An 18149-nucleotide genomic window follows, 5' to 3' on the forward strand; every position below is an offset into this window, starting at 1 on the left:
GGGGTGACACTCCGGCGGGGCTGTGGACAACCGTCGGGGTGTCCGCGAAGGGGCCTGCCCGGCCCACCGGCCGGGCGCATGTGCCACTCGGGCATCAGGTGTTGTCGGGACTTGGTCAACACGCTTCAATGCGGGGGAACTCGAGGCCCTGAAGGACGCCGTACGGATGTGAAGGAGGCCCGGCGTCGCCGAGGAGGCCCCGTTCCCGACGCGAACGGTCCGACCAGCCGTCGCGCGCATTCACAGAGAGGCCCCTGCATGCCGCACGCCACACAGCACGCGGACGCCCCCGACACCACCCGCACCGTCCACACCGCGGACGACACCGTCGCCGGTGGCCCGGTGCTCACCGCTGTCCCCGCGGTCACGGCCGGAACCGCCGTGTCCGCCGTCTCCGCGCTCACCGCGGAACTGGACACGGTCCTGCGGAGCGGCCCGTTCCATGTCGCGCTGCGTGCCGCGATAGCCGCCCGTGGACTGCCCCTCCAGCGGGTCCAGCACCATCTGTCGCGGTACGGGGTCAAAGTCGGCGTCACGAGTCTGAGCTACTGGCAGCAGGGCGCCCGCCGGCCCCAGCGCCCGGAGTCGCTGCGCGCGGTCCGCGCGCTGGAGGAGATCCTGCATCTGCCGGACGAGTCCCTGATCCGGCTGCTCGCGGACACCGACACCCGGGACCAGGACACCACCGGACAGCCCGCGAGCCGCTCCTACCGCTCGCTCCTGGAGGCCGGCGACGCCCTCGAACGGCTGCTTGCCGAACTGGAGTGCCCACCCGACGACGGGCTGCACACCCTCGGCCATCACGAGCGGGTCCGCATCGGGGGCCGCCGCGAGCTGAAGCACCGCGAGTCGCAGCACATCGTGCGCGCGCACCGCGACGGGGTGGACCGTTTCGTCGCCGTCCACCACGGGGACCCCGGCTGCACACCCGAACGGATGACGGTGCACGCGCTGGAGAACTGCCGCACGGGCCGGATCCGCCGCCATCACGGCACCGGCGTCCTGGTGGCCGAGCTGCTCTTCGACACCCGGCTGCGGGCCGGTGACACCTTCCTGTTCCGCTACGCCGTCGAGGACGGCACCGCCGGTGCCTCCCGCGAGTACGTCCGCGGTTTCGGCGCGGCGGGCGGCCAGTACGCGCTCCAGGTCCGTTTCGACGGGGGCGCGCTGCCGTTGCGCTGCCACCGCTTCACCCAGCACTCACCGGCCGCCCCGCGCGGGGGCCGCCAGGAACTCCCCCTCAGCGACCACCACCGCTCGGTCCATCTCGTGGAGCCCCGGGTGCGGTCGGGGATGGTGGGCATCGGGTGGGAGTGGGAGTGACGGCGCCCCGGCGCCTGTCATCCTGTCCACGGCGTCAGTGCCGTGCCCGCAGTCTGTGAAGGGATCGTTCGCGTGATCGTCGTCGCCGGTGAGGCCCTCATCGATCTGGTGCCACAAGAACCCGGGGCTCTCGCGCCCCTGCGGCCCGCCCGGGGCGGCGGCCCCTACAACACCGCCGTCGCCCTCGCCCGCCTCGGCTCCCGCACCGCCTTCTGCTCCCGCCTGTCCACCGACACCTACGGCCAGGCCCTCCTCGACGGCCTCCACACCGCCGGCGTCGAGACCCCGACCGTCCAGCGCGGCCCCGAACCCACCCCCCTCGCCCTCGCCACCCTCGACGACGACGGCTCCGCCGCCTACACCTTCCACGTCGAAGGCACCGCCGACCGCCTCTTCACCACCCCCACCACCCTGCCGAAGGACACCCTCGCCGTCTCCTTCGGCACCTGCTCCCTCGTCCTCGAACCCGGCGCCAGCGCCTACGAGGAACTCCTGCACCACAGCGCCGCACAGGGGCTGTTCACCGCCCTGGACCCCAACATCCGGCCCGGCCTGATCCCCGACCCCGACGCCTACCGCACCCGCTTCCGCACCTGGCTGCCCTCCGTCACCCTCCTCAAGCTCTCCCGGGAGGACGCCACCTGGCTCGGCGGCACCCCACAGGAATGGCTCGCCGCAGGCCCCTCCGCCGTCGTCATCACCCAGGGCGCCGACGGACTCACCGCCTTCACCCACGACGGAGGCGTGCATGTGACGCCCGGCGAGAAGGTGGACGTCGTCGACACCATCGGCGCCGGCGACACCGTCAACGCCGCGCTTCTGCACGGGCTTTCCCTGAGCGACGCGCTGTCGGTGCGGGCCCTGGAGGCGATGACGCCCGCCGAGTGGCAGACGCTGCTGCGCTTCGCCGCGCACGCGGCCGCGATCACCTGCTCCCGCGCGGGAGCCGAACCGCCGTACCTGGCCGAGCTCGGCACCCTGTGAACGCACGGCGCCCCGCCGGGAGTTCCGGCGGGGCGCCCTGTCGTTCCGTGGCGACGGTCAGGCCTTGCGCGAGCGCGCCGCCTTCTTCGCGGGCGTCGCCTTGGCGGTCTTGGCCGCCTTGGCCGTGCTCGTCGCCTTGGCGGTGCTCGTCGCCTTGGCCGCGGTCGTCCGGGCCGTCGCCGTCTTCTTCGCCGGGGTCCGGGCCGCGACCGTCTTCTTGGCGGCCGTCTTGCGCGGCGCCTTCACCGGAGCCGCGTCGCTGATCCGGTCGGCTCCGAGGACCTCGCGCAGGAACTTGCCGGTGTGGCTGGCCGGTACCGCGGCGATCTCCTCCGGGGTGCCCTCGGCGACCACGAGGCCGCCGCCCGCACCGCCCTCGGGGCCCATGTCCACGATCCAGTCGGCGGTCTTGATCACATCGAGGTTGTGCTCGATGACGATGACCGTGTTGCCCTTGTCGACCAGGCCGGAGAGGACCCTCAGCAGCTTGCTGATGTCCTCGAAGTGCAGACCCGTGGTCGGCTCGTCCAGGACGTAGACCGTGCGGCCGGTGGAGCGGCGCTGGAGTTCGCTGGCGAGCTTGACCCGCTGGGCCTCACCGCCGGAGAGGGTGGTCGCGGACTGGCCGAGCCGGACGTAGCCGAGGCCGACGTCCTTGAGGGTGTTGAGGTGCCGGGCGATCGCCGGGACCGCCTCGAAGAAGTCCACCGCCTCCTCGATCGGCATGTTCAGCACATCGGCGATGGACTTGCCCTTGTAGTGGACCTCCAGGGTCTCCCGGTTGTAGCGGGCGCCGTGGCAGACCTCGCACGGGACGTAGACGTCCGGGAGGAAGTTCATCTCGATCTTGATCGTGCCGTCGCCCGCGCAGTTCTCGCAGCGGCCGCCCTTGACGTTGAAGGAGAAGCGGCCGGGCAGATAGCCGCGGACCTTCGCCTCGGTGGTCTCGGCGAACAGCTTGCGGACGTGGTCGAAGACACCGGTGTAGGTGGCCGGGTTGGAGCGGGGGGTGCGGCCGATCGGCGACTGGTCGACGTGCACCACCTTGTCGACCAGGTCGTCGCCGTCCACGCGCGTGTGCCGGCCGGGCACGCTGCGCGCGCCGTTCAGCTCGCGGGCCAGGTGGGTGTACAGGATGTCGTTGACCAGCGTGGACTTGCCGGATCCTGACACGCCCGTGACCGCGGTGAAGACGCCCAGCGGGAAGGACACGTCGATGTCCTGGAGGTTGTTCTCGCGGGCGCCGTGCACCGTGAGCTTGCGGGACGGGTCGAGCGGGCGGCGGATGTCGGGCACCGGGATGGCCTTCTTGCCCGACAGGTACTGCCCGGTCTGCGACTCGGTGTTGGCGAGCAGCTCCTTGAGGGAGCCGCTGTGCACCACCTTGCCGCCGTGCTCGCCGGCGCCGGGGCCGATGTCGACGACCCAGTCGGCGACCTTGATGGTGTCCTCGTCGTGCTCCACGACGATGAGCGTGTTGCCCATGTCGCGCAGCCGGACCAGGGTCTCGATCAGCCGGTGGTTGTCGCGCTGGTGCAGACCGATGGACGGCTCGTCGAGGACGTACAGGACGCCGACGAGCCCGGAGCCGATCTGGGTGGCCAGGCGGATGCGCTGGGCCTCGCCGCCGGAGAGGGTGCCGGCAGCGCGGTTGAGGGAGAGGTAGTCCAGGCCGACGTCGACCAGGAACTTCAGCCGTTCGTTGACCTCCTTGAGCACCCGCTCGGCGATCTTCTTGTCGCGGGCGGTGAGCTTCAGCTCGCCGAGGAAGTCCGCGCAGTCGCTGATGGACATCGCGGAGACCTCGGCGATGGACTTGTCCATGACCGTGACCGCGAGGACGATCGGCTTCAGGCGGGTGCCCTCACAGGTGGGGCAGGGCACCTCGCGCATATAGCCCTCGAAGCGCTCGCGGCTGGAGTCGCTCTCGGCCTCGCTGTGCCGGCGCTTCACGAACGGGACGGCGCCCTCGAAGGGGGTCGTGTAGACCCGCTCGCGGCCGTAGCGGTTGCGGTAGCGGACCTCGATCTGCGTCTTGTGGCCGTACAGCAGGGCCTTCTTGGCGCGCTGCGGCAGCCCGGCGAAGGGGATGTCCGTACGGAAGCCCAGCGCGTCCGCGAGGGCGCCGACGAGCCGGCCGAAGTAGTCCTTGGTGTGGCCGTGCGACCAGGGGTGGATGGCGCCCTCGTCGAGCGACTTGTCCTCGTCGGGGACGATCAGCTCGGGGTCGACCTCCATGCGCGTGCCGATGCCGGTGCATTCGGGGCAGGCGCCGAAGGGCGAGTTGAAGGAGAAGGAGCGGGGCTCCAGCTCCTCGAAGGACAGGTCGTCGTACGGGCAGTACAGGTGCTCGGAGTACATGCGCTCGCGCTCGGGGTCGTCCTCGGGGAGGTCGACGAAGTCGAGCACGACCATGCCGCCGGACAGGCCGAGGGCCGTCTCGACGGAGTCGGTGAGCCGGCGCTTGGCGGACTCCTTCACCGTGAGGCGGTCGACGACCACCTCGATGGTGTGCTTCTCCTGCTTCTTCAGGGTGGGCGGGCTGGAGAGCTGGACGGTCTCGCCGTCCACCCGCGCGCGGGAGTAGCCCTTGGTCTGGAGGTCGGCGAACAGGTCGACGAACTCGCCCTTGCGCCCGCGCACGAGCGGCGACAGCACCTGGAAGCGGCTGCCCTCGGGCAGCTCCAGGACGCGGTCGACGATGGCCTGCGGCGACTGGCGCGAGATCGGCCGGCCGCACTGGGGGCAGTGCGGCTTGCCGATGCGCGCGAAGAGCAGGCGCAGGTAGTCGTAGACCTCGGTGATGGTGCCGACCGTGGAGCGCGGGTTGCGCGAGGTCGACTTCTGGTCGATCGAGACGGCCGGGGAGAGACCCTCGATGAAGTCGACGTCCGGCTTGTCCATCTGGCCGAGGAACTGCCGGGCGTACGAGGAGAGCGACTCCACGTAGCGCCGCTGGCCCTCGGCGAAGATCGTGTCGAAGGCCAGCGAGGACTTGCCCGACCCCGACAGGCCCGTGAAGACGATGAGCGAGTCGCGTGGCAGATCGAGCGAGACATTCTTGAGGTTGTGCTCGCGCGCGCCACGGACGATGAGACGGTCGGCCACGCCGGTCCGCACCTTTCTTGAGTGAAGTGACAGGGGCGGGGCCCCCGTCTTCCTCAGACTAGGGGGAGCCACTGACAACGCCGGTCGGATCCACCGGGTGACAACAACCCCCGACCTTCCAGCATGCCCGACGCCGCCACCGACCATATAGCACGTGCATTCGATTTCGGGCCACGTTCCGCCACCTTCACCCGAAGGAGTGGTGGGGCTAGGGTCAGCACCATGATTGATCACGCTCATGACCTGGAGTCCCTACAGGACGCGACCGAGCGGCTGCTCGTCGCAGTCGGCAAACTGGACAACGCGTCGGTGGCCGAGCCGTCACTCCTGCCCGGCTGGAGCCGCGGCCACGTCCTCGCCCATCTCGCCCGCAACGCGGACGCGCTCGTGAACGTCTTCGAGGGCCGCCCGATGTACGTCGACGCCGGTGTGCGGGAGGCCGACATCGAGCGGGACGCCCCGCGCCCCCTGCCGGAGCAGCTCACGGACGTCCGGGAGAGCGCGGAGCGCCTGCGGCGCGCGGCGGCCGTGCCCGCCGACTGGTCCCGCACGGTCGAGCTGCGCAACGGCGTCACGGACACGGCGGCCCGGGTGCCGTTCCGGCGCTGGGTGGAGGTCGAGCTGCACCACGTGGACCTCGGGATCGGCTACACGCTGGAGGACCTGCCGGCGGAGTTCACCGAGCGGGAGACCGCGTTCCTCGCGGAGCGGTTCACCGGGCATCCCGAGGTGCCGCCGACCCGGCTGACGGACGGCACACGCGTGTGGCACACCGGCCGGGAGGCCGACGCGCCCGAGGTGACCGTCACGGGCTCCCCCGCCGACCTGCTGGGCTGGCTCGCCGGGCGCCGCGACGGATCCGCCCTGACCGTCGCCGGCGGACCGCTCCCGGCCCTTCCGCCGCTATAGGCTGGCCGTCATGACGTACAGCGGAGACGTGACGGTCGGCGGCCCGGCGGACGTGCACGAGCTGAAGGACCTGATGATCACCAAGCTCGCGGTCGGGCCCATGAACAACAACGCCTATCTGCTGCGCTGCCGGGCCACGGACGAGCAACTGCTGATCGACGCGGCGAACGACGCCGAGGCGCTGCTCGTCACGATCGGTGACGACGGCATCGCGTCCGTCGTCACCACCCATCAGCACGGCGATCACTGGCAGGCCCTCGCCGAGGTCGTGGCCGCCACGGGCGCGCGCACCTACGCCGGCCGGGAGGACGCCCCGGGCATCCCCGTGGCGACCGACGTCCCGGTCGACGACGGCGACGTGATCCGCGTCGGCAACGTCGAACTGACGGCCCGCCACCTGGTCGGCCACACCCCGGGCTCGATCGCCCTCGTCTACGACGACCCGCACGGCCACCCGCACGTCTTCACCGGCGACTGCCTCTTCCCGGGCGGCGTGGGCAACACCCGCAACGACCCCGAGGCGTTCGCCCGGCTGATCGCCGACGTCGAGACGAAGATCTTCGCCGAACTGCCGGACGAGACCTGGGTCTACCCGGGCCACGGCAACGACACCACCCTCGGCGCGGAGCGGCCGCACCTTCCGGAGTGGCACGCGCGCGGGTGGTGACGTCCACGCGTGTGGGTGGTGACCTCGTCGCCGGCGTGACGCTCCGCCGCACACCGGGGCGCGTGTCGGCGTACACGCGCCCCGTGTGAATCGCGCGCACGCTCCCGAGGCTCGCGCGCGCTGCACACGTGCGTGGCCGCGCGGTCAACTGGGGGATGCCCCGCGCGGGATGACGGCTCCGGCGCGGCATGGGCCGCCGGCCTTTCGATCCCCGCCCTCGGCCGGCGGCCCCAGGCGGAACAGGCGTTCCTCGCGCCCCTGTTCACGAGACTGCAACACCCGCTCCCACCATGCGGACATCTGCTGATGCGACCTCGACAAAACGGGGATCCCGCTGTCACTCTCCCGCCATGCACCTCGCCCCTCGTGTTCTGCGCCGTGCCGTCGCCGGCGCCACCGTCGCCCTTCTCGCGACCGCCGTCGGCTGCGCCCCGCAGCCCGAGGACGACGCGGCCGCGAAGCCGTCCGGATCGACCGCCGACGCCTGTGCCCGGGGCGCGTTGGCCACCGAGACCGCCGGCAAGCTGACCGTCGCCACCGACCAGCCCGCCTACGAACCGTGGTTCAAGGACGACAAGCCGTCCAACGGCGAGGGCTTCGAGTCGGCCGTCGCCTACGCGGTGGCGGAGCAGCTCGGTTACGACAAGAGCGCCGTCGTCTGGCAGAGCGTGCCGTTCAACAAGGCGTTCGCGCCGGGGGCGAAGACGTTCGACTTCGACATCAACCAGGTGTCGATCAGCGACGAGCGCAAGCAGGCCGTGGACTTCTCGTCGGGCTACTACGACGTGCGCCAGGCCGTCATCGCGCTGAAGGACTCGAAGGCCGCCAAGGCGAAGAGTCTCGCGGACCTCAAGGGGCTCAAGCTGGGCGCCCAGGTCGGCACCACGAGCCTCGGCTACATCGAGGACGTGGTGAAGCCGACCGCGCAGCCGGCCGTCTACGCCAAGAACGACCAGGCCAAGTCGGCGCTGAAGAACGGCCAGGTCGACGCGATCGTGGTGGACCTGCCGACCGCGTTCTACATCACCGCCGCCGAGGTGACCGACGCCCGGATCGTCGGCCAGTTCGAGAACCGGGGCGGTACGCCGGAGCAGTTCGGGCTCGTCCTCGACAAGGGCAGCGCGCTCACCCCGTGCGTGACGGCCGCCGTGGACACGCTCCGGAAGAACGGCACCCTGGCGAAGATCGAGCAGCAGTGGCTCTCCGACGCCGTCGACGCGCCCGTGCTCAAGTGACCGTCACCGCGAAGGAGTCGGGCCAGGAGGACACGAGTGGCCCTGGTGACGCGTACGTGCCGTCCGCGCGGCGGCTGGAGCGCGAGCGCTACAAGCGCACGCGCGCCCGCCGCGCCACGGCGATCGCCGCGCTCTCCACCCTGGTCACGGCCGCCGTCCTCTATCTGGTCGTGGTCGGCGCGCCCGGCTGGCCGCGCACCAAGGAGACGTTCTTCGACGGACGGTACGCGCGCGAGGCGCTCCCCAAGGTGCTGGAAGGGCTCTGGCTGAACGTCAGGCTGCTGCTGGTCTGCGGCGCGGCCGTGCTCGTCCTCGGCATGCTGATCGCCGTGGCCCGCACCCTGCGCGGCCCCGTCTTCTTCCCGCTGCGGGTGCTCGCGGCCGCCTACACGGACTTCTTCCGGGGACTGCCGCTGATCATCAACCTGATGATCGTGGTGCTGGGCGTCCCGGCGCTGCGGCTCCAGGGCGTGACGGTGGATCCGGTGCTGCTGGGCGGTACGGCGCTGACGCTGACGTACTCGGCGTACGTCGCCGAGGTGTTCCGCGCGGGCATCGAGTCCGTGCACCCCTCGCAGCGCGCCGCGGCCCGCTCGCTCGGCCTGTCCAACCGGCAGGCGCTGCGGTACGTGGTGCTGCCCCAGGCGGTGCGCCGCCAGGTGCCGCCGCTCCTGAACGACCTGGTGTCCCTCCAGAAGGACACCGGACTGGTGTCGATCGGCGGCGCGATCGACGCCGTCCGCGCGGCCGACATCATCGTGGGCCGCAGCCTCAACTACACGCCGTACATCGTGGCGGGGCTGGTCTTCGTCGCGCTGACGATTCCGATGACCCGCTTCACGGACTGGGTGACCGCCCGGATGGACCGTCAGCGGGCCCAGGGGGGTACGACATGAGCGACGCGCCGGTGCTGCGGATGGAGTCCGTCCGCAAGACCTTCGGCGGCTCGGTCGTCCTGCGGGACGTCGATCTGGAGGTCGCCCCGCACACCGTGACCGCGCTGATCGGCGCCTCCGGATCCGGCAAGTCCACCCTGCTGCGCTGCGCCAACCTCCTGGAGGACATCGACGACGGCGCGATCTGGCTGGACGGCGAGGAGATCACCGATCCGCGCGTCGACCAGGACGCGGTACGGCGCCGTATCGGCGTGGTCTTCCAGTCGTACAACCTGTTCCCGCACATGACCGTGCTGGACAACATCACGCTCGCGCCGCGGCGGGTGCACGGCGTCTCCCGCGCGGAGGCCGAGGAACGGGCCAGGGAGCTGCTGGAGCGGCTCGGTTTGGGCGGCAGGGCCGGTGAGTACCCCGACCGGCTGAGCGGCGGCCAGCAGCAGCGCGTGGCGATCGTGCGCGCCCTGGCCGTACGGCCCCGGCTGCTGCTGCTCGACGAGGTCACCGCGGCCCTCGACCCGGAGCTGGTGGGCGAAGTCCTGAACGTCGTGCGCGACTTGAAGGGCGACGGGATGACCATGGTGCTGGCCACGCACGAGATGGGCTTCGCGCGCGAGGTCGCCGACCAGGTCTGTTTTCTGGACGGAGGGGTCGTGCTGGAGCGCGGCACCGCGGAGCAGGTCTTCGGCGACCCGCGTCAGGAGCGCACCCGGCGGTTCCTGCGGCGGATCGTGGAGGCGGGACGGCTGTGACCCGCCGCTCGTGACCGTGCAAGGGGCGTGACCGTGTAGGGGGCGTGACCGGGTAAGGGGCGTGCTCCTGGAGGCCGGTGCTTACCTGTCGGCCCTGAGGGCGGTGCTCACGTGTCGGCCGTCCCCGATCCCGCCAGCGCCGCCACCCGCTCCACGCCGAACACGTACCCCTGCACCCCGCAGCCCGCGATCACCCCGTCGGCGCGCAGGGAGACGTACGAGTGGTGCCGGAAGGACTCGCGCCGGTGGATGTTGGAGATGTGGACCTCCAGGACCGGCAGGCCGTCGCAGGTGTTGAGCGCGTCCAGGATCGCGACCGACGTGTGCGAGTAGGCCCCCGGGTTGATGACGATGCCGCAGTGGTTCAGTCGCGCCTCGTGGATCCAGTCGACCAGCTCGCCCTCGTGGTTGGACTGCCGGAAGTCCACCGTGCCGCCGTGCGCGGCCGCCGCCTTCACACACATCGCCTCGACGTCGGCGAGCGTGTCGGACCCGTAGATCTCCGGCTGCCGCTGGCCCAGGAGGTTCAGATTGGGGCCGTTCAGGATCATGATCGGGGCGTTGGCCAGGGTGCGGGGCACGGTTCCTCCGGTCCGTCGGGGCGGCCCGTACCGGGCCGCTGCTCGAACCGGTTTATCACGGTGAAACGGCGGCCGAGAGGGCGTACCCTCCGGGAGCATGATCCCGCCCGTGTACCCGCCCAAGCCGGCACCCGGCGACCGTATAGCCGTCCTCTCGCCCGCCGCCGGACTGCCCGAACTGTTCCCGCGCCCCTACGAATTGGGGCTGAGACGGCTGCGTGAGGACTTCGGTCTGGAGCCCGTCGAGTACCCGACGACCCGCAGGATGGGGACGACCCCCAAGGAGCGGGCGGAGGACATCCACGCCGCCTTCGCCGACCCGGACATCAAGGTGATCATGGCGTCGATCGGCGGTGACGACCAGATCACCGTGCTGCCGCTGCTGGACCGGGAGTTGATCCGCGCCAACCCGAAGCCGTTCTTCGGCATGAGCGACAACACCAACCTGCTCGCCTTCCTGCACACCACGGGGATCGTCGGCTTCCACGGCGCGACCGTGATGACCCAGCTCGGACGCCCCGTGGCGATGGACCGGCTCACAGCCGACTCCCTGCGGGCCGCGCTGTTCACGCCGGGCGCCTACGAACTGCGGCCGGCGGAGCGCTGGAACGACGTCAACCGCGACTGGGCCGACCCGGCGACCTTCGACGAGGAGCCGGAGACCCGGCCCGGCGACGGCTGGATCTGGCGCAACCCCGACCGTGTGGTGGAGGGGCGTAGCTGGGGCGGCTGCCTGGAGATCCTCGCCTGGCTGCTGATGGCCGACCGCGAGATCGCGCACGACCCGTCGGTGTACGACGGGGGCGTGCTGTTCCTGGAGACCTCGGAGGAGCTGCCGAGCGGCACGGAGGTCTACCGGATCCTGCGCAACATGGGTGAGCGCGGGCTGCTGCGGCGTTTCCCGGCGCTGCTGATGGGCCGCGCCAAGACCTGGTCCTTCGAGCGGCCCAACAGCCCGGAGGAGTCCGCCCGGTACGCCGCCGAGCAGCGTGCGGCGGTGGAGCGCGCGCTGGCGGAGTACGCCCCCGACACGCTGGCCGTCTTCGACGTGGACCTCGGCCACACGACCCCGCAGCTCGTCATCCCCTACGGCGGGACGGTCCGGGTCGACGGCCCCGCCCGGCGCATCACGGTCACGTACTGACGCCCCCTGGCACCTCCCGCCCCCGTCCTGTACTCCGCGCGCCCCCGTAACCGTCCGTCACCGCGGGTGGTTGACGCGGCATGCACGACGTACGCACCGTGAAGGCGGCCGCGCCCTCCATGCCGAGGCTCGCGGCCGCCTCCCTGGCCGGGACGGCCATCGAGTTCTACGACTTCTTCGTCTACGGGACCGCGGCCGCGCTGATCCTGGGGCCGCTGTTCTTCCCGACGTTCTCGCCGCTGGCGGGCACGCTGGCCGCGTTCGGGACCTTCGGCGTGGGCTTCCTGGCCCGGCCGCTCGGGTCGATGCTCTTCGGGCACATCGGGGACCGGCACGGGCGCCGGCCGGTCCTCGTCGCCTCGCTGCTGCTGACCGGCGCGGCGACGGTCGCCGTCGGCTGCGTGCCGACGTACGACACGATCGGGGCGGCCGCTCCCGTGCTGCTGCTCGTCCTGCGCTTCCTCCAGGGGCTGGGGCTCGGCGGGGAGTGGGGCGGCGCGGTGCTGCTCACCGCCGAGCACGCCCCGGCCGAGCGGCGCGGGCTGTGGTCGAGCTTTCCGCAGATCGGGCCCGCGGTGGGTTTCGTGCTCGCCAACGGGGTGGTGCTGGTCCTGTCCGCGGTGCTGACCGAGGCGCAGTTCGCGGGCTGGGGGTGGCGGGTGCCGTTCTGGGCGGCCGGGGTGCTGGCCGTGCTCGGGCTGTGGCTGCGGTCCTCGCTGCCGGAGAGCCCTCGCTTCCTGGAGATCGACGACCGCGCGCGTGTGCCGCTCGCCGAGGTGGTGCGCGACCACTGGCGGCTGCTCCTGCTGACGGCCGGCGCGCTGGCCGCCGGGTACGCGGTCTTCTACACGGCGACGACCTGGTCCCTGGCGTACGCGACCGAGCGGCTCGGCGTGAGCCGGACCGTGATGCTGGCCTGCATCATGGCCGCGGTGGTGGTGAAGGGCGCGCTGACACCCCTGACGGCGATGCTCGGCGACCGCTACGGGCGACGGCCCCTGTGCCTCGCCGGGAGCGCCATGGCGGCGCTGTGGATGTGCCCGATGGTCGCGTTGCTGTCGACGGGGGCGCCGCTGCCGATGTTCGTGGGGCTGATGGGGGCGCTGATCGCGTTCGTGGTGATGTTCGGGGTGATCGCGGCCTATCTGCCCGAGCTGTACGAACCGCGGGTGCGCTGCACGGGCGCCTCGGTCGGCTACAACCTCGGGGGTGTTCTCGGGGGCGCGCTCACCCCGGTCGTGGCGACGGCGCTCGCGGAGGGGTCGGGGCGGGTGCCGTGGGGGGTGGGCGTGTATCTGACGGCGATCGCGCTGGTCAGCCTGGGCTGCTTCGCGCTGCTGCCGGAGACGCGCCCGGCGCCGGTGGGGGCCGGGCGGCCGGTGACGGTCGGGGTCACTAAGGGTTGATCGCCAGTTCCAGGTACGCCGCGAACAGCACCAGGTGGACGCCGCCCTGCAACGGCGTGGCCCGGCCCGGCACCACCGTCAGGGAGCTGACCACGACGGTGAGGGCGAGCAGGACCATATGGGTGGGGCCGAGGCCGAGGACGAGCGGGCCGGTGAGCCAGAGGGAGGCGAGGGCGACGGCGGGGATGGTCAGGCCGATGCTGGCCATCGCGGAGCCGAGCGCGAGGTTGAGGCTGGTCTGCACGCGGTCGCGGCGGGCGGAGCGCAGGGCGGCGATGGTCTCGGGCAGCAGCACGAGCAGCGCGATGACGACACCGACGACGGCCTGGTTGAGCCCGGCCGCGTCCACGCCGGACTCGATCGTGGGCGAGACCCCCTTGGCCAGGCCGACGACCCCGATCAGGGCGAGACCGAGCAGGCCGAGGCTGATCAGGGCGGTCCGGGAGGAGGGGGCGTCGGCGTGGGTGTCCGCGGTGATGACGTCGCCCTGCCGGGTGATCGGCAGGAAGTAGTCGCGGTGCCGGATGGTCTGGGTCGCGACGAACAGCCCGTAGAGGATCAGTGAGGACACCGCGGCGAAGGTGAGCTGGACGCTGGAGAACTCCGGTCCGGGTTTGCTGGTGGTGAAGGTCGGCAGGACCAGGCTGAGGGTGGCCAGGGTCGCGACGGTGGCGAGGGCGGCGCCGGTGCCCTCGGGGTTGAAGATGGCGGTGCCGTGCCGCAGGGAGGCGGTCAGGAGGCACAGGCCGACGATGCCGTTGCAGGTGATCATCACCGCGGCGAAGACGGTGTCCCGGGCCAGGGTCGAGCTCTTGTCGCCGCCGTCGACCATCAGGGTGACGATCAGGGCGACCTCGATGATCGTCACGGCGATCGCGAGGACGAGGGAGCCGAAGGGTTCGCCGACACGGTGGGCGACGACCTCGGCGTGGTGCACGGCGGCCAGGACCGCTCCGGCGAGGACCAGCGTCACCAGCGCGACGATCCCTCCGGGCAGGTCGCGGCCCCAGGTCAGCACCAGCAGGACGACCGCGAGCACCGGCACGAGGGACGTCCACCGGGTCGCGAGCGACCTGAGCCGAGCGATCATGGAGCGATCGTCGCAGAGCGGCCCGGGCTTCGCATTCCGGCTCTCGCACTCCGGCCGGGGGCGGAAGCGGGAGCACCGGGAGCGGTGCCCGGCACTGCGCCGCGCACCGCTCCCGGGGTGGTTGTCATCGCGTCCCACGAGGTCAGGCCCCGATGCTGTCCTTGGGGGCGCCCTCGTCCTCGGAGCGCTCCGCCTCGGCCGCCTGCTGCTTCTTCGAGGCGAGCAGGCTGGTGACCGTGGTGACGATCAGGACGGAGCAGATCACGCCGAGGGAGACGGGGATGCTGATCTCGGGGACATGGACGCCCGACTCGTGCAGCGCGTGCAGCACCAGCTTGACGCCGATGAAGCCCAGGATGACCGAGAGGCCGTAGCTGAGGTGGATCAGCTTCTTCAGCAGTCCGCCGATGAGGAAGTAGAGCTGGCGCAGACCCATCAGGGCGAACGCGTTGGCGGTGAAGACGATGTACGGGTCCTGGGTGAGACCGAAGATCGCGGGGATGGAGTCGAGGGCGAAGAGCACGTCGGTGGTGCCGATGGCGAGCATCACGACCAGCATCGGGGTCATGACCCGCTTGCCGTTCTCCTCGATCCACAGCTTGGTGCCGTGGTAGCGGTCGGCGACACCGAACCTGCGCTCGGCGGCCTTGAGCAGCTTGTTCTCCTCGAACTCCTCGTCCTCCTCGGCGGCCCGGGCCTCCTGGATGAGCTTCCAGGCGGTCCAGATCAGGAAGGCGCCGAAGAGATAGAAGACCCAGGCGAAGTTGGCGAGGATCGCGGCGCCCGCGGCGATGAAGATCGCCCGCAGGACCAGGGCTATGAGGACACCGAAGAGCAGGACCCGCTGCTGGTACTGCGAGGGGACCGCGAACTTCGCCATGATCAGGACGAAGACGAAGAGGTTGTCGACGCTCAGCGACTTCTCGGTGATGAAGCCGGCGAAGAACTCCCCGGCGGGCTGTCCGCCGCCGAAGAAGAGCAGGCCGAGGCCGAAGAGCCCGGCCAGGGCGATCCAGACGACGGTCCAGATCCCGGCTTCCTTGATGGACACGTCGTGCGGCTTGCGGCCGATGAAGAAGTCGACCGCGATGAGGGCGGCCAGGCCCACGATGGTAAGGACCCACAGGGTCACGGAAACATCCACTGCGCCTCCGGCAGTACGTAACGGCAAGGTCAGCGTCGTTGCGCTGCCGGAGGTCTCTTCCACCCATGCGATGGGCCGACGTCCCGGGATCAGGATCGATCCGTATTGACGGGAACGCCGCAGTCAGGGAGTACTCCCCTCCGCACGGAAGACAGTACCCCAATCACCAAGGAACGGTAAAGGGATTGGCAAAGAAAAGATCAAATTGCCTGGTCAGAGGTCCTTTACCTGTACTTGGCGCGGGCCGCCGCGACCTGTGCGAGCACCTGTTCCAGCACCTGGCTGCCGTGCGGCACGAGGGAAGGTTCGTACGTCCACGCGTGGCCCACCCAGGGGTCCGCGAGGTGGTCGTCGGGCACCGGCGTCAGCCGCAGCAGACTGCGCCACAGCGGGTCGAGCAGCGGCCCGTAGGCGCTGGACTCCTCGCGGTCGGCCACCATCATCAGATGCACGCCGACGGCCGGGCCCTCGTCGGCGAGATAGCGCAACTGGTTCACCGCGCGGTCGTCGAAACCGTGCGGGAAGTCGTTGACGACCAAGAGCTGCTGGGAGGTGTCGAAGCCCGGCGGCAGCGAGTCGGCCGCGCCGCCCCGCACCGCCATCTGCACCAGGTCGACCCGCTGGGTGAGCCGCCCCAGGACGTCCGCCACACCGGCGGCGCCGACCGCCGGCGGGGCGGCGAGCACCCCGGCGCGCACCAGCGGCGCGAGCGCCTGCGCGCCGGATCCCGCCGGGTCGATGACATGCACGGTGAACTCGTCCGCCGGATGCACGGCAAGGAGGCGGGCCGTGTGCGCCACGGCCGACTCCATCGCGAGCTGCCGCAGTTCGTGGGAGTCCGCGAACGAGCCGTCGGACGCGGCGGTGCGCCCGGCGTCGATCCACAGGCCGCGTTCGAGCGGCAGCCGGACCAGCATCGGGATGCGCAGCGGATCGCTCTCGGGCAACTGGAGGTCCCCGAGCCGGAACGCCATCGGCATCTCCATCGGCACCCGGTAGGCGTGCCACGCCGGGTTGTCCCAGCGGGCGTACGCCACGGGCAGCGCCGGCTCGACGACCTCGGCCTCGGCCGTGAGCTGGACGAGATCGCGCTCCAGGGCCTCACGGGCCTGGTCGACGAGCTGGACGTGCTTGGCCTGGGCGGTCTCCCGGGCGGCGTCGCCCTGGCCGCCGATCCGGCTGCGCGGGTCGGACAGGACCTGGTCCAGCTCCTTCTCCAGCCGGGTGTCGGCGAAGTCCACCGCGCTGCGGTAGGCGGCGGTGGTGCGCGCCAGGTCCTCGAACATGCCCCAGACCTGGTTGTAGAGGCGTTCGTCCATGGACCAGCCGGTCGCGTCCCCGGCGACCGGCCGGGCCGGCTGACCGGGCTCGGCGGGAGGAGCGGTGGGCGGGGGCGGCGGCGGAGCGGCGTTCTGCCGGCGGGGGTGGCTGTAGTCGATCGGGCCGCCGGAGGACGGGGCCGCGGGCGTCGGCTGGGCGGCGGCCGGGTCGGTGGGCGAGGCGCCGCCGTCCGGACGGCCCGGCGCCCCGCTGTAGGGGCCGGTGGCGCCCTGCGCGCCCGGGTACGGCCCGGTGGCGCCCTGGGTGGTGTACGGCGAACCGCTCTGGTCGGGGCCGAGGGCCGAGGTGGCCGTCTGCCGGGAGCGGTCGCCCTCGGGGGTGCGCGGCGGCGGAGCCTGGAGCGAACGGGCCACCCCGTCGACGACCGCGGAATTGATGCTCGTCGCGAGCTGGGGCGCCTGCGGCAGGCCCTGGTCGGTGAGCAGCTCCGCGAGACCGCCCGCGTACCCCTGGCCGACAGCCCGCACCTTCCAGGCGCCCTGGCGGCGGTACAGCTCCAGGGCGACCACGGCCGACTCGGCGTCCAGACCGGTGATCGTGTACGAGGCGACCTCGGTGCCGTCGAGACCGGTGACCGCGACGAAGGGGACGGCGGCGGAGCCGAAGCTGACCGGCCCGCCGACGCCCACGGGCAGGGCGAGCAGAACGCTGACCCGGTGCACCTCCGCGGACAGCGCGTCGAGGTCCACCGCGAGACGGTGGTCCGCGGCGGCCTGCCGGGAGACCTCCAGGCCCGGCAGTGTGGGCGCGCCCGGATGGGCCACCCACTCGACGCTGTGCGCCCTGCCGTCCTCGTCGCCGAGGGTCGCCGCGGCCACGATCGGCGTGCCGGCCGAGACCCTGATCTCGAGGCGGGCCTGGGAGAGCGGGTGGTTCTGTCCCCGCACCAGCTCGGCCGTCATCGCCTGTCGTCCCCCTGTGTCGCGTGTGGTGGTGTCGGATGCGGGCCCGGCCGGCCGGTGTCCGCCCGGCCGGGCCCCGCCCGCCGTCTTACAGCGCCGGCAGGATCGCCGGCAGCAGGTCCTGGAAGGTACGGCCGTTGGCCGGGGTGCCGAGGGCCGTCATGTTCCAACCGCCGCCGACCCGGTGCACCTTGGCCATGATCTGCGCGGTGTAGGCGCCGCCGCCGGCGAGCGTGTAGCGCGCCAGCTCCTGGCCGTTGGTCTCGTCGACCAGGCGGCAGAACGCGTTCTGCACCTCCTGGAAGGTCTGGCCCGTGAAGGAGTTCACGGTGAAGATGATCTGGTCGATGTGGACCGGGACGCGCGCCAGGTCGACGAGGATCGCCTCGTCGTCGCCGCCCTGGCCGACACCGCCGACCAGGTTGTCACCGGTGTGACGGACCGAGCCGTCGTCGCTCACCAGGTGACGGAAGAAGACGACGTCGACCGGCTGCTTGTCCGCGAAGAGGACGGCGGAGGCGTCGAGGTCGATCTCGCGGGTGCGGGAGCCGAACAGGCCGCGCCGCGGAGCCGCCTGCCAGCCGAGACCCATGCGCACCGCGGTCAGGCTGCCGCCGTCGTTCTTCTGAAGACTGATGGCCTGACCCTTGGTCATGTTGACGGTCACGCG

15 protein-coding genes are annotated in these 18149 nt (G+C 71.5%); 9 read left to right on the forward strand and 6 right to left on the reverse strand.

From position 1 onward, the window contains the following. The first annotated feature begins 258 nt into the window (after nt 1–258). Together AFM16_RS10170 and AFM16_RS10175 are read left to right on the forward strand one after the other, a co-directional pair. Nucleotides 259–1323, forward strand: coding sequence for a hypothetical protein (locus tag AFM16_RS10170; RefSeq protein ID WP_245177668.1), 1065 nt, complete (start codon nt 259–261; stop codon nt 1321–1323). Nucleotides 1324–1395: 72 nt separating this feature from the next. After that, complete coding sequence (locus tag AFM16_RS10175; RefSeq protein WP_078633099.1) at nt 1396–2307, forward strand: carbohydrate kinase family protein; 912 nt, start codon at nt 1396–1398, stop codon at nt 2305–2307. Between the two features lie 57 nt (nt 2308–2364). Here AFM16_RS10175 and uvrA read toward each other — a convergent pair whose 3' ends face one another. Next, nucleotides 2365–5415, reverse strand: coding sequence for an excinuclease ABC subunit UvrA (gene uvrA / locus AFM16_RS10180; RefSeq protein WP_078633100.1), 3051 nt, complete (start codon nt 5413–5415; stop codon nt 2365–2367). 222 nt (nt 5416–5637) lie between these two features. Here uvrA and AFM16_RS10185 point away from each other — a divergent pair, with 222 nt between their 5' ends. The 5 genes from AFM16_RS10185 (at nt 5638) to AFM16_RS10205 (ending at nt 9871) form a co-directional block, all read left to right on the forward strand. Further along, on the forward strand, nt 5638–6324 hold the full coding sequence (locus AFM16_RS10185; RefSeq protein WP_030791358.1) for a maleylpyruvate isomerase family mycothiol-dependent enzyme: 687 nt from the start codon (nt 5638–5640) through the stop codon (nt 6322–6324). A 10-nt stretch (nt 6325–6334) separates the two neighbouring features. Further along, entirely contained in the window at nt 6335–6991 is a 657-nt protein-coding gene (locus AFM16_RS10190; protein WP_030791361.1) for an MBL fold metallo-hydrolase, read from the forward strand. A 350-nt stretch (nt 6992–7341) separates the two neighbouring features. Next, nucleotides 7342–8226: an ABC transporter substrate-binding protein gene (locus AFM16_RS10195; RefSeq protein ID WP_030791364.1), complete on the forward strand. Its 885-nt coding sequence runs from the start codon at nt 7342–7344 to the stop codon at nt 8224–8226. Then, nucleotides 8223–9122, forward strand: a complete 900-nt coding sequence (locus tag AFM16_RS10200) for an amino acid ABC transporter permease (RefSeq protein WP_030791367.1) — start codon at nt 8223–8225, stop codon at nt 9120–9122. The genes AFM16_RS10195 and AFM16_RS10200 overlap by 4 nt, the downstream gene beginning before the upstream one ends. Further along, a complete protein-coding gene (locus AFM16_RS10205; RefSeq protein WP_030791370.1) occupies nt 9119–9871 on the forward strand; it encodes an amino acid ABC transporter ATP-binding protein in 753 nt (250 codons plus the stop codon). The genes AFM16_RS10200 and AFM16_RS10205 overlap by 4 nt, the downstream gene beginning before the upstream one ends. Before the next feature lie 107 nt (nt 9872–9978). Here AFM16_RS10205 and aroQ read toward each other — a convergent pair whose 3' ends face one another. Continuing rightward, nucleotides 9979–10452, reverse strand: coding sequence for a type II 3-dehydroquinate dehydratase (gene aroQ / locus AFM16_RS10210; protein ID WP_030791373.1), 474 nt, complete (start codon nt 10450–10452; stop codon nt 9979–9981). Between the two features lie 97 nt (nt 10453–10549). Here aroQ and AFM16_RS10215 point away from each other — a divergent pair, with 97 nt between their 5' ends. Together AFM16_RS10215 and AFM16_RS10220 are read left to right on the forward strand one after the other, a co-directional pair. Beyond that, nucleotides 10550–11596 (forward strand): S66 family peptidase, encoded by a 1047-nt coding sequence (locus AFM16_RS10215; protein WP_078633101.1) that lies wholly within the window; start codon nt 10550–10552, stop codon nt 11594–11596. Between the two features lie 80 nt (nt 11597–11676). Continuing rightward, the gene (locus AFM16_RS10220; protein WP_245177669.1) at nt 11677–13002 is read left to right on the forward strand and encodes an MFS transporter; all 1326 of its coding nucleotides are present in this window, start codon (nt 11677–11679) and stop codon (nt 13000–13002) included. Here AFM16_RS10220 and AFM16_RS10225 read toward each other — a convergent pair. The 4 genes from AFM16_RS10225 to AFM16_RS10240 form a co-directional block, all read right to left on the reverse strand. Continuing rightward, the gene (locus AFM16_RS10225) at nt 12992–14092 is read right to left on the reverse strand and encodes a calcium:cation antiporter (protein WP_030791382.1); all 1101 of its coding nucleotides are present in this window, start codon (nt 14090–14092) and stop codon (nt 12992–12994) included. The genes AFM16_RS10220 and AFM16_RS10225 overlap by 11 nt on opposite strands. Nucleotides 14093–14234: 142 nt before the next feature. Then, nucleotides 14235–15236, reverse strand: a complete 1002-nt coding sequence (locus AFM16_RS10230; RefSeq protein WP_107419059.1) for a TerC/Alx family metal homeostasis membrane protein — start codon at nt 15234–15236, stop codon at nt 14235–14237. Between the two features lie 224 nt (nt 15237–15460). Next, nucleotides 15461–17479, reverse strand: coding sequence for a TerD family protein (locus tag AFM16_RS10235; protein ID WP_078633103.1), 2019 nt, complete (start codon nt 17477–17479; stop codon nt 15461–15463). Nucleotides 17480–17567: 88 nt separating this feature from the next. Further along, nucleotides 17568–18146 (reverse strand): TerD family protein, encoded by a 579-nt coding sequence (locus AFM16_RS10240; RefSeq protein WP_030791391.1) that lies wholly within the window; start codon nt 18144–18146, stop codon nt 17568–17570. Between the last annotated feature and the right edge of the window lie 3 nt (nt 18147–18149).

It is taken from the genome of Streptomyces antibioticus (assembly GCF_002019855.1).
Taxonomy (GTDB): Bacteria; Actinomycetota; Actinomycetes; order Streptomycetales; family Streptomycetaceae; genus Streptomyces; species Streptomyces antibioticus_B.